Raw genomic sequence first — 12,042 nt, forward strand, 5'->3', positions numbered from 1 at the left:
ATGTTCGAAAAAATTCTGATTGCCAATCGCGGTGAAATTGCATTGCGGATTCAGCGCGCCTGCCGCGAGCTGGGCGTCAAGACGGTGGTGGTTCACTCCGAGGCAGACCGCGACGCCAAGTATGTGCGGCTGGCCGATGAGTCCGTATGTATCGGGCCGGCCTCGCCGCGCGACAGTTACCTTAATATGCCCGCCCTGATTTCCGCCGCCGAAGTCACGGATGCCGAGGCTATCCACCCGGGTTACGGGTTTCTGTCCGAAAACGCCGATTTTGCCGAGCGCGTTGAAAAAAGTGGTTTTGTCTTTATCGGACCACGCCCCGAAAGCATCCGTACGATGGGCGACAAAGTACGCGCCAAGCAGGCCATGATCGCCGCTGGTGTGCCTGTGGTGCCCGGCTCGGGCGGCGGCTTGCCCGATGATCCAGCCGAAATCCAGCGTATTGCTGCCGAGGTCGGTTTTCCGGTCATCATCAAGGCAGCTGGCGGTGGCGGTGGCCGTGGTATGCGGGTGGTATACGACGCACAATCCTTGCTTAATGCGGTGGCCATGACACGCACCGAGGCCGGGGTAGCGTTTAACAACCCCGAGGTCTACCTCGAAAAATTTCTCGAAAATCCCCGGCACATCGAAATCCAGGTGCTGGCGGATGGCGAAGGCAAGGCCGTGTGGCTGGGTGAGCGCGATTGCTCGATGCAGCGACGCCACCAGAAAATCATCGAAGAAGCGCCCGCACCGGGCATCGACCGCGCCCTGATCGAACATATCGGCGAGCGTTGTGCCGAGGCTTGCCGCCAGATGCGCTATCGCGGTGCCGGTACCTTCGAGTTTCTGTACGAAAACGACGAGTTCTTCTTCATCGAGATGAACACCCGCATCCAGGTCGAGCACACCGTCACCGAGATGATCACCGGTCTGGACCTTGTCCAGTGGCAAATCCGCATCGCTGCCGGCGAGAAATTCATGCTGCGTCAGCGGGATATCCACCTGCATGGCCATGCCATCGAGTGCCGCATCAATGCCGAGGACCCATACAAATTTACGCCTAGCCCAGGCAAGGTAACCAACTGGCACGTGCCAGGGGGGCCAGGCGTGCGGATGGATTCTCACGTGTTCACCGGATATACCGTGCCGCCGTACTACGACTCCATGGTTGCCAAGCTGATCACCTTTGGTGATACCCGTCAGCAGGCCTTGGTACGTATGGATATCGCCCTGTCCGAAATGATCGTCGAAGGCGTGCGCACCAACATCCCGCTGCATCGCGAGCTTCTCCAGGATGAGAACTTCATTCATGGCGGCACCAGCATCCACTATCTAGAGCACAAGCTCGCCCAGCGAAGCTAAGGGCCGGGCATGCGAGAACTCGTCCTCAATTGCACCGAGAACCAGGCAGATGCCTGGTCTGACGCCCTGCTCGACGCCGGCGCCCTGTCGGTGTCCCTCGAGGACGCTGACGGTGACACCGAACAAGAGCAAGCTCTGTTTGGCGAGCCTGGCACCGAGCCCGAGACACTCGCCTGGCGGCGTAACCGTCTGGTGGCATTGCTGCCCGATGGCGAAGACCCTCGACACTTGCTGGCTGCCCTCGAAGGCCTGGCAGGCCCCGCGCCTGCCGAGGGCGACTGGCTGCTGCGCACGGTGCCGGATGCTGATTGGGTGCGCCTGACGCAATCGCAGTTTGGCCCCATCACGGTGGGCAAGCGGATCTGGATTGTGCCCAGTTGGCATCGCGAAGATGAGGGCCTGCCTTCTGCCGGCGTGCATGATGGTGTGGTGCGTATCGAGCTCGACCCAGGCCTGGCCTTCGGTACCGGCAGTCATCCCACCACGCACCTTTGCCTCGAATGGCTGTCCGAGCATCTGCAAGGCGGTGAGACCGTGCTGGATTACGGTTGTGGCTCTGGTATTTTGGCTATTGCCGCCCGCCTGCTGGGTGCTGGCGATACCTGGGCGGTGGATATCGATGAACAAGCGGTCCTGTCTACGCACAATAATGCTGCGGTCAATCAGGTGGCGCTGAATGCCTGCCTGCCCGATGGCCTGTCTGCCGGTACGCGGCAGGTGGTTGTTGCCAATATTCTCTCCAATCCGCTCAAGGTACTGGCGCCGATGCTGTCCTCGCGCGTTTCTGCGGGTGGCAGCCTGGTGCTGTCTGGCGTTCTCGAGCGTCAGGCCACCGAGGTTGCGCAGGCGTATGCACCCTGGTTGGCGCTGGATGTCTGGGCGGCGCGTGATGGCTGGGTGTGCCTGGCTGGCCAAAAGGCTTAAGCAGTGGGAGACGCCGGCATGGATCTCACAACCCGGTGTCCGCGCTGCGGAACCGTCTTTGACGCCAGCCTGTCAGATCTGCAGTTGCGTAAGGGCTATATCCGCTGTGTGCAGTGTGCACATATCTTTGATGGCTACGCCGAGGTCGTGTCTGGCGCTGCCGGTTCAGCAACAGATGTCCCCATCCCTGAATCCAGCACGCATACGCGCTCGCCGGTACAAGCCCTGGCAGGTAGGGATCACATGCTGTCGGATACCGAACAAGACTCTGCCTCGTCAGCGCCAGATTTCAATGTGCCGTTCAGCTCGTCGCCGGCCCCGTTGTCTGGGGATGAACCTTTCCTGACGCCCCAGGTTTTCCGGGCTCGCCGGGACACAGCATCCGAGCCTGCGATTGGTCGCCTCACCCTCGATGAAGGCGGGGCGCAAGACACCCATAGGGCAGGCGCACGACCCTTTGTAATCGACCCCCGGCCTGACTACCGCAGTCAGGGTGGATCGGCCGCGCCGTTGATGGCCGAGGATGAGCCTTCATGGTGGGGCGGCATCGGGCGGTTGCTGGGACGTTTGATCCTGCTTTTGCTGCTGGTGCTGTTGTTGGCGCAACTACTGTATGTGTATCGCGGCCAGGTAGCGCAAGCGGTTCCGGCGCTACGGCCAGTGCTGGAGCGGGCCTGCCTGTCGCTTGGGTGCCAGGTGCCGTATGCACGGAATCTGGATCAACTTTCCATCACACATTCCGCGCTTAAAGTGGATACCCATCCGACAGGTGCACAGACGGGTAATGCCGCGTCGGCCGATAGTCGGGAAGACAAAACCACTGGGCCTGAAGCGCAGCAGCATTTCATTTTGCAGCTGACATTGCGCAATCAGGCGGACCGGCCGCAAGAGTGGCCGACGCTGGTGCTGGATCTCAAGGATGGGGCTGGTACGCTGCTGGTCAGGCGCAACCTGGCCCCTATTGATTATCTGGGGGCCGATGCGGTTCGCCAGCCATTTGCGGCGCGCAGCCAGGTGCTGGTTCAGGTACCCCTGTCGATTAACGGTTTGCATGTCAATGGCTACGAGATCGATCCCTTTTACCCTTAAGGATCCTGATTCATGACCCAAAGCAAGGATGTACTGATTTGTGGCTCGATGGCGTTTGATACCATCGCCGTGTTTGAAGGCCGCTTTCGCGACCATATCCTGGGCGACAGCCCGAAGTCGCTGAGTGTCTCGTTTTTTGTGCCTACGCTACGTAAGGAATTTGGCGGGTGTGCGGGCAATATTGCCTATAACCTCAAGTTGCTTGGTGGGCATCCGGTGCCGGTTGGCACGGTCGGCCAGGATGCGGACGACTACCTGCAGCGCTTGCGCAGCCTGGGTATCGACACCAGCCTGGTGCGTGTTCTGCCGGATACCTATACTGCCCAGTGCTACATCACCACCGACCAAGAAAATAACCAGATTGCTTCGTTTCACCCGGGTGCGATGCAGTACTCCGCCGACAACGACCTCACAGGTCATGCCGCCAGCTGGGCCATTGTTTCGCCCGACTCCAAAGACGGGATGTTTGTGCATGCCCGGCGGCTGCATGCTGCGGGGATCCCGTTTGTGTTCGACCTCGGGCAAGCCATGCCTTTGTTTGATGGCGCAGATCTCAGGCAGATGCTTGAGATGGCCAGCATCCTGACGGCCAACGACTACGAGGCAAGCGTCATCGAAGATCGCATGGGCCAGCCCATCACCGCGATTGCCGCAGGGCTGAAAGCAGCTGTGGTAACACGCGGCGCCGAAGGTGCCACGCTGTACCATGAAGGTAAGGAAATTTCCATCAAGCCCTCACCCGTCAGCCGGGTGGTTGACCCCACTGGTTGTGGGGATGCGCACCGGGCGGGCCTGCTGTATGGCCTGGTCAATGGCTGGCCTTTGCCCGATGCGTGTTGTTTGGCTAATGTGATGGGTGGCTTTAAAATCGAAAGCCAAGGCCCGCAAAATCATAGCCCTTCTCGTGATCAAATCATGGCGGTCCTTGATCAACACTACGGTGTTGGTGCAGGCAGCATCGCCTGATCTACTGTTATCAGCCATTGCAGGAGTCCTTTCATGGCGATCTCTACCATTTCTGTCATTCCGCGGCGTGCCGTGCGGCTTGCCGCTGCGCTGGGCGTCTCTGTTTCACTGCTGGCATTGGCCGGGTGCGCCAACCAGTCTGCCTCGGGCTCGGTATATACCTACGGCCAGGCCCAGCAAGAACAAATCGTTCGTTATGGCACCGTGGTGTCCGTGCGCCCCATTGTGATCCAGTCAGATAAATCGTCTGGTATTGGGGCACTGGCTGGCGGCGCGCTTGGCGGTGTGGCCGGCAGCTCCATCGGTGGTGGCCGTGGGCAAATCCTCACCTCTATTGGTGGGGCCTTGCTGGGCGGGCTGGCCGGTAATGCCGTCGAAAACCAGGTGGGCAAAACCCAGGGGCTGGAGATCACCGTGCGTCTGGATAACGGCGAAACCCGCGTTATCGCGCAGGCAAACGATATCCAGCTAAGCTCGGGGCAGCGGGTTCAGGTGATTAGCGGTGGTGGGCCCACCCGCGTGGTGCCCATGTAAGCTGGGGCCGGCTAAACCCCAAAAGACGAAAACGCCAGGTGGTTCAGGATCATCATCACGATCTGGGCCACCACCAGAAGCACCAGCGGCGACAGATCCAGCCCACCCATGCGGGGCAGCATGCGCCGGATGGGATCCAGCAATGGGGCGGTTAGGGTATACAGCACCGGCATCACTGGTGACAGCGGGTTGATCCAGGACAGCACCGCCTGGATCAGCGTGACCCACACAATGACGTTAAATGCCCACTTCAGGCCGATCAACAGGCCGCTGAGCAAAACGCCACCAATGGCAGATGCCGGCGGCAACATGCCTCCCATGGCGATCAGCCAGGTAAGCAGCAAGTACACGATGGCTGTCAGCCAGCAGGCCAATATGCTGGGCCAATCCAGCCGCCCACTGACGGGGATGATGCGCCGGATTGGCTGGATCAGCCAGTCGGTGGCCCGCAGCACTGCCTGCGAATAAGGATTGAACGGATGCAGGCGGATCGCAAAAATCCATGCCCTGAGGATCAGGGCAATGCCAAACAGCGAAAAAATGATATCGATCAGAAAGATCAGGATGTCACGGAGCATGCGGTGTTCTCGGGCAGCGTCAGGTAGGCCATTGTCTCATTAGCTGAAACCGGGCAGCAAGTTGGGGTATCAAAAAAATGTGATCACAGGCGACTGGCTCGTAAAAAGGCCTATGGCCGTCTGGCAGTGCCAGAAAAACCCGCGCGCAATAGCACTTAAAAACGATGTGCCATTGCGCGCGGGTAATGCCGTAATGTGGCTAGCAGCACCACAGGGCGTTTTCCTTTATGGGCGGCTGTTAAGCGGAAAAGGCCAGTTGCCCGCCGGGTTTGCATCTGTTCGTGCGGGTTCGGCCGGTGTTTTAGACCTGCCGGCTGCTTTTTTGGGCACTGCCGGTTTTTTGGCAGCCGCTTTAGCAGCAGGTTTAGCTGCCGGTTTAGCTGCTGGTTTAGTTGCTGGTTTAGTGGTGGTAGCCTTTTTTGCTGGCGTGGCTTTAGCACTTGCAGCTTTTTTGGGCGCTGCTGCTTTAGCGCTGGCTGCTTTTGATGCAACTGCCTTGGGTGCCGCAGCTTTGGTGCCCGCCTTTTTTGCTACTGGCTTGGCGCTGGCGGGTTTTTTGCTGCTGGCCGCTGCTTTTGCAGAGGCTGCCTTGCTGGGTGCTTTACTGGCAACTGCTTTTTTTGCCGCTGCTGGCTTGGCTTTGGCAGTGGTTTTGACTACTGGCTTTTTGGCCACTGCTGCCTTGGCGGTGCTTGCTTTAGCTGCTGGTTTTTTTGCTGCACTTGCTTTGCTGGCTGCGGGTTTTACTGCAGATTTTTTGGCGGTGGGCTTGGCTGCCGCTTTGCTTGCAACTGTTTTGGCTGCAGTTTTGGAAGTAGCCGGCTTGCTGGCTGCTTTTTTGGGTGCGGCCGGTTTTTTGGCGGCAGTTTTAGCTGTGGCTACTTTTTTGGCTGCGGCAGGTGCCTTTACAGCGCCGGCGGGTTTTTTGACAGCTGTTTTGGCGGCAGCTGCCTTGGGTGCTGCACTGGCCTTTTTAGGCGCAGCCTTTGCAGCGGGTTTTGTGGTGGATTTGCTTGAGGCGGGTTTTTTTGCTGGGGTGGCTGCGGCTTTCTTGGCAAGTGCCATTGTCGTGCTCCTTGGGGGCAATAGGAAAGGTCCACCCATTTGATATGGCCCCCACATCCGGTGCGGCCCATCTCAAATGGCGCAGGCGTGCAATATCATGAATATTGCACGCCTTCAAGTCTATCTTAAGGTAGATAGGGTTCCAAGCCTTATTGGCTTGAATATGGCCATTATTCGGCATCAGAAAGGCTGCTTGTCTCGAAAATGATGCGTTTTTATTATCAGAGACTGTTTTCAGGAAAGATATCGCTTGGGCGGCGACATATTATTTACAGGTAAAACATCGCTTTGGCCAGAAACACAATCAGCACTACATGGAAGAACACACTGATGTGGATGAGCTTGAAATGGCGGGATTTCAGCCGCCCGGTGCCGCTCATCGTGATTGCAAAAATGAAATGCCCCAGCACACTGAATGCCAATATGATTTTGATCCAGAGCAGCGTGGCAAAGTGGCTGCCAAAGGGCTGAGCCAATGCTTCACGAAACTGCCAGGCCATGGTCAAACCTGCACCAAATAACACTATCATCACGAACGGCATGATGCGGCGTGCGCGCCGACCGATGGCGATCTCGACATTGCGCATGGCTTCGTGCCCCAGAGGCTTGCGTATGCCCTCGAGAATCAGCACCTCGAAGAAGACTGTGCCCACAAATATAATTGCGGCAAACAGATGCAATGTGACAAGTACAGAATGGCTCATGTCAGTAGAATAAGAATTTCCCTGTAAACCACACAGGCACAAAAAAATTGTAGGCTGCTCGTGCGCTCCGGGTGCGAGCAGCCCTGTTGTGGTCGAGGGCATTGGATGACAGTTGTCATGAATAGGATTCAAGCAATGCGATTCGTTCGTCTTTCCAGTATGGCTGCTGGGGTTGCCGCGCTAGCCTTGTTGTCAGCGTGCGCACCTACCCGCCAGACAGCCAGTACCGCTGCACCCAAAGCACCGCCGGCTTGCGTGGCCGCGACACCCGGAGACGCGCTGGTGGGCAATTGGTTGTCCGTCACAGCGCAAAAGGGCGTAGCGGGGGCCTTGCGTACGCTGTATACGCTCAAGCCTGATGGCACCATGATGTATGTCGAGCAGATCAAGCGCCCGCGATCACCCTCTCAGGGTCTCGAAGAATCAGGCTGCTGGTCCAGAGAAGGCAAGACCCTGGTGCTGCGTACCTTGCTGTCCAATGGGGTGCCGGTCAATCTCGAAGACCCCATCTATACCAATCGTGTGCAAGTGCTCCGTGCGGATGCCAGCCAGTTGCTTTTGCAAGGCGGGCAAGGCACCATCCGCGCCAAGCGGATGTCTCCCGGGTACCGTTTGCCGTTTTAGCTGGCTGGTTGTTGTCATGTCCCACCAATCCTGGCGGCGTGCCGCAGGCGCTGGTGAGTGCAACTTGCTTAAGCCAAGGTGTCGGCCAGGCGTTGCAAGACCGTATGACGGCCCAACAAAGACAGCACTGCACTGATCGACGGCGTGTGCTTCTGCCCGGTAACCGCCACCCGCAAGGGGATGGCAAGCTTGGGCATTTTTACGCCTGCTGTTTTAAGAATGCTCTTGATCAGGCTGTCCAGCCCGGCTTCGGTCCAGTCGGGCAGCGCTTGCGCCTGGGTATGAAACTGCCCTAGCAGCCCCAAGGCTGCCTCATCCAGAACTTCGGCGCGCAGGGCGGTATCTGCCGGTGTGTAGGGCCCGCAAAACAATAGAGCGCCTTCGGCAAGATCTTCGAGGGTTTCGCTGCGCTCGCGCAGCAGCTCCATGACGGCGATGAGATCGGTGTTGCCGGGCGAGCCGCCGCGCCGCAGGATTCGGGGTGCGACGCGTTCAGCAAGATCTTGCGGGCTTAGCTGGCGCAGAGCGTGGGCATTTACCCAGTTCAGCTTTTTGGGATCCCACTGGGCCGCGGAGCGGCTGAGGTGGGCAGGGTCGAACCAACTGACAAACTGCTCGCGGGTAAACAACTCGTCGTTGCCGTGACTCCAGCCCAGGCGAGCCAGATAATTAATCATGGCTTCCGGCAGATATCCCAGACGATCGTATTCCATGACGCTGACGGCGCCATGACGCTTGGAGAGTTTTTCGCCATCGGGCCCGAGGATCATGGGGACATGGCCATAGCAAGGGGGCTCGGCACCGAGTGCCCGCAAAATATTGATCTGTCGTGGCGTGTTGTTGACATGGTCATCACCCCGGATGACGTGGCTGATTTGCATGTCCCAGTCGTCGACCACCACGCAAAAATTGTATGTGGGGGTGCCGTCGGGGCGGGCAATCACCAGATCGTCCAGCTCTTGGTTGTCGAAGCTGATGGGGCCTTTGACCAGATCGTCCCAGGCCGTGACGCCGATTTGGGGACTGCGAAATCGCACCACAGGCTGGATGCTGTCCGGAACCGGCGGCAAGGTTTTGCCGGGCTCGGGGCGCCAGGTGCCATCGTAGCGAGGCTTGGCGCCGATGGCGCGGGCCTTCTCGCGCATGGCCTCTACCTCGGCAGGGGTGCTGTAGCAATAATAGGCAGTGCCCTTGGCCAGCATGTCCGCGATTACCTCGCGGTAGCGGCTCATGCGCTGCATCTGGTAGTAGGGACCTTCGTCTGCAGACAGATCCAGCCATTGCATGCCGTCGAGAATCGCCTGAACGGCCTCGGGGGTTGAGCGTTCGAGATCGGTGTCCTCGATGCGCAGCACAAAGCTGCCCCCGTAGTGACGCGCAAATGCCCACGAAAACAGGGCGGTTCGGGCGCCGCCTAGGTGCAGGTAGCCAGTGGGTGATGGGGCAAAACGGGTGCGCACGGGGCGCGAGGCAGTGGCGGTCATGGTGTCAGTGGCGGTAATAGGGCTTGAAGCAAAGGCCCTGTAGAATCAGGGGGTAAATCGTGTATTTTAAAGGACACGATCTTTTCAGGGGCCCGGGGTTCTTTTTATGTTGCGTCATCGCCTGGCAGCTCTTTTCGAGCCGCGTTCCTTGCTCGTGCTTAGTTCGCGAGAGCTTCCGGTTGTACAGGCGCCCCCTCCATTGTTGCGGGGGCGGGTTACGGGTGTCACGGTAGACGCCGGCGGTCAGTGGCAATTGCCTGCCACTTTGGATTATCTCCAGCCAGACCAACGGCTGGATATGGCCTTGTTATGTCTCGATCCGGCCCGCCTGCCGGCCGCCCTGGGCGATTTGCGCCGCTATCGGCCGCGCTCGCTGGTCTTGCTGCCACACGAGACGCCGTCTGCCGATCCCATCGAGACCCGTACGTATTGCCAGGCCTGGGGCCGCATGAACGACTGTCTCGTGCTGGGGCCAGGCGCGTTGGGCATCCAGCGGCCCCATCTTGGTCTCAACCTCGGGCTGGATGGCAAGGGTGCGCCCGTGGGCCGTGTGGCGCTGGTGGCGCAGTCGCGCATGGTAGCTGCCGCTGTACTGGATTGGGCAGGAGACATCCATCTGGGGTTTTCTGCCGTCGTATCCACAGGAGACACGTCCGGCGTAACCGTGGCCGAGGTCCTCGAGTATCTTTCGATGGATTCCCGCTCCGACAGCATTGTCCTGTATCTCGAAGAAGCCGATTCCTCACGACGTTTCACCAGCGCCTTGATGGCAGCAGCTAGTGTCAAACCGGTGATTGTGCTCAAGGCCGGGCGCCAAGGGGTGGGCGACAGCACAGCTGCAGATGCAGTGTTCGATGCCTTGCTGCGTCGTACCGGGGCCGTGCGGATCCAGTTTTTTGTCCAGCTGTTCTCGGCGCTCAAGGTGCTGGTGCACGCCAAGCACCAGCGGGGTCGCCACATTGCGCTGTTTTCCAATGGGCATGGGGCGGCGCACCTGGCGCTGGACGCGATTGCACCCAATGGGCCGGTTACACGGGCCGATCTCGGTACGCAAACCCGCCGAGACCTCGCCGCTTTGCTCGAGCCAGGCGCGTCAGTCAGTAATCCGGTGGTCAGCCATGCGCCGCTCGACCCCGTCCGGCTAAGACAAGCACTGAACCTCATCGCATCGGATCCCAATGTGGATGGCGTGCTGGTATTGATTGCGCCCGACCCGCTGTCTGATATGGATCAGGCGGCCGGCACCCTAGCAGATGTCTCGGAGGCTGCCAGCAAGCCGATTATTTCGTGCTTTTTGGGTGATGCCTCGATGCGTCTGCAACGCCATCGGCTGGATGCCGTCGGTTTGCCGGCGTTTCGCACGCCGGAGTCTGCCGCCAATGCCTACGCTATTCTGGCGTCTTATCACTACAACCAAACCCTGGCGCAGCAGGCCTTGCCCCCCGAAATGCTCAGTCGCCCGCCGCGTCTGGACGAAGCCCGCACGCTGCTCAACGACGCCATCATGTCGGGCAAGACCGCTCTGGACAGCGGCAGCTGTCGCTGGCTGCTCGACTGCTTTCATGTGCCCATCCGGGTTGATGATCACGAGCCGCCCGAGGCGGCCCGCCAAAATCTTCCCATGGCCATCCATGTGCGCCAGGACAAGCACTTTGGGCCCTACATCCAGTTTGGCCCCGGTGGGCGTCCTGCTCGCCTGGCCTCGCCCTATGGCGAGATCGAACTTCCGCCACTCAATAACTATCTGGCGCGCCAGTTGATTCAACGGGGCAAGTTTTGGTCTCGTGTCCTCGAACGCGAACTAACCCCGGCGGTGTTCGAGCAATTGCGTGAGTCCCTCGAACGCATCTCCGAGATCATCAGTGCGCTGCCGGGTGTCAAAACCCTGTCCGTCAATCCCCTGTGGTGGGATGACAGCAGTCTTTTCGCCGACGAGATCCGCGTTGAGATCGACCCCAATTACGATGGTGAGCGGCCCGAAAACCAGGCCTATCGCCACATGGCCATTCATCCCTATCCGCGCCGTTTGGTGCGCCCGATGGTGATGCCCGACGGCCAGGAATGGCTGTTACGCCCGATCCGGCCCGAGGACGCAACCCTGTTGCAAGAGTTTATTCGCGGCTTGTCGGATGAATCCCGCTACATGCGGTTTGTGTCGATGTTGCGCGAACTCACCCCACGGATGCTGGCACGCTATACGCGCATCGACTACGACCGTGAAGTGGCGTTTGTCGCCACGGTGCAGGTACCTAACCCCGAAAACCGTGGCCTTTTGCGCGAGCGCATCGTGGGTTTTGCCCATTACCTGCGCAATGCCGATGGGCAAGGCGCCGAATATGCTTTGGTGATTGCCGACGACTGGCAGCGCCGTGGCCTGGGTGGCGAGCTCATGCAAAGCCTGTTTCAGGTAGCCCGTCAACAAGGCTTGCGTTACATCGAAGGCATCGTTCTGGCCAGCAACCGTGCGATGATCGGCCTGATGACGTCCCTCGGCCTGCAAAACGACGCCGACGAAGAAGACCCCACAACGCGGAGGATTTGGATGAATCTGGACACAAAATAGTCCTGAGGACTATTTTGTGCCTGATTCATCCGAGCGGCGTGCAAGCCGCGAGGTGGATGTCACGATCCAGGGGGATATAACTCCCTCTGAGGACTATTTTGTGCCTGATTCATCCGAGCGGCGTGCAAGCCGCGAGGTGGATGTCACGATCCAGGGGGATATAA

The 12,042-nt window shown here is 59.3% G+C and carries 11 protein-coding genes; 7 read left to right on the forward strand and 4 right to left on the reverse strand.

Annotated features, from left to right (window positions below):
* The 5 genes from accC to ABS758_RS11090 are packed head-to-tail and all read left to right on the forward strand — an operon-like array spanning position 1 to position 4,860.
* Positions 1 to 1,347: an acetyl-CoA carboxylase biotin carboxylase subunit gene (gene accC / locus ABS758_RS11070; RefSeq protein ID WP_350382773.1), complete on the forward strand. Its 1,347-nt coding sequence runs from the start codon at positions 1 to 3 to the stop codon at positions 1,345 to 1,347.
* A 9-nt stretch (positions 1,348 to 1,356) separates the two neighbouring features.
* Positions 1,357 to 2,271, forward strand: a complete 915-nt coding sequence (prmA, locus tag ABS758_RS11075; RefSeq protein WP_350382774.1) for a 50S ribosomal protein L11 methyltransferase — start codon at positions 1,357 to 1,359, stop codon at positions 2,269 to 2,271.
* Between the two features lie 18 nt (positions 2,272 to 2,289).
* A complete protein-coding gene (locus ABS758_RS11080) occupies positions 2,290 to 3,360 on the forward strand; it encodes a zinc-ribbon and DUF3426 domain-containing protein (RefSeq protein ID WP_350382776.1) in 1,071 nt (356 codons plus the stop codon).
* 12 nt (positions 3,361 to 3,372) lie between these two features.
* Positions 3,373 to 4,326, forward strand: a complete 954-nt coding sequence (locus ABS758_RS11085) for a carbohydrate kinase family protein (RefSeq protein WP_350382778.1) — start codon at positions 3,373 to 3,375, stop codon at positions 4,324 to 4,326.
* 33 nt (positions 4,327 to 4,359) lie between these two features.
* Positions 4,360 to 4,860 (forward strand): outer membrane lipoprotein, encoded by a 501-nt coding sequence (locus tag ABS758_RS11090; protein WP_350382779.1) that lies wholly within the window; start codon positions 4,360 to 4,362, stop codon positions 4,858 to 4,860.
* Between the two features lie 11 nt (positions 4,861 to 4,871).
* Here the strand turns inward: ABS758_RS11090 and ABS758_RS11095 are convergent, their stop codons facing one another.
* The 3 genes from ABS758_RS11095 to ABS758_RS11105 form a co-directional block, all read right to left on the reverse strand.
* Positions 4,872 to 5,438 (reverse strand): YggT family protein, encoded by a 567-nt coding sequence (locus ABS758_RS11095; RefSeq protein ID WP_350382780.1) that lies wholly within the window; start codon positions 5,436 to 5,438, stop codon positions 4,872 to 4,874.
* A 225-nt stretch (positions 5,439 to 5,663) separates the two neighbouring features.
* Positions 5,664 to 6,503 carry a histone gene (locus tag ABS758_RS11100; RefSeq protein ID WP_350389082.1) on the reverse strand — a complete coding sequence of 280 codons (840 nt, stop codon included), beginning with the start codon at positions 6,501 to 6,503 and terminating at the stop codon, positions 5,664 to 5,666.
* Between the two features lie 269 nt (positions 6,504 to 6,772).
* The gene (locus ABS758_RS11105; RefSeq protein ID WP_350382782.1) at positions 6,773 to 7,207 is read right to left on the reverse strand and encodes a CopD family copper resistance protein; all 435 of its coding nucleotides are present in this window, start codon (positions 7,205 to 7,207) and stop codon (positions 6,773 to 6,775) included.
* Between the two features lie 135 nt (positions 7,208 to 7,342).
* Here ABS758_RS11105 and ABS758_RS11110 point away from each other — a divergent pair, with 135 nt between their 5' ends.
* On the forward strand, positions 7,343 to 7,831 hold the full coding sequence (locus tag ABS758_RS11110) for a hypothetical protein (protein ID WP_350382783.1): 489 nt from the start codon (positions 7,343 to 7,345) through the stop codon (positions 7,829 to 7,831).
* A 68-nt stretch (positions 7,832 to 7,899) separates the two neighbouring features.
* Here the strand turns inward: ABS758_RS11110 and gltX are convergent, their stop codons facing one another.
* Positions 7,900 to 9,315 carry a glutamate--tRNA ligase gene (gltX, locus tag ABS758_RS11115; protein WP_350382785.1) on the reverse strand — a complete coding sequence of 472 codons (1,416 nt, stop codon included), beginning with the start codon at positions 9,313 to 9,315 and terminating at the stop codon, positions 7,900 to 7,902.
* 106 nt (positions 9,316 to 9,421) lie between these two features.
* On the opposite strand from gltX, the gene ABS758_RS11120 reads away from it, so the two are divergent.
* Positions 9,422 to 11,878, forward strand: a complete 2,457-nt coding sequence (locus ABS758_RS11120; protein ID WP_350382786.1) for a bifunctional acetate--CoA ligase family protein/GNAT family N-acetyltransferase — start codon at positions 9,422 to 9,424, stop codon at positions 11,876 to 11,878.
* The last annotated feature ends 164 nt before the right edge of the window (positions 11,879 to 12,042 follow it).

It is taken from the genome of Castellaniella sp. FW104-7C03, from assembly GCF_040276085.1.
GTDB lineage: Bacteria > Pseudomonadota > Gammaproteobacteria > Burkholderiales > Burkholderiaceae_B > Castellaniella.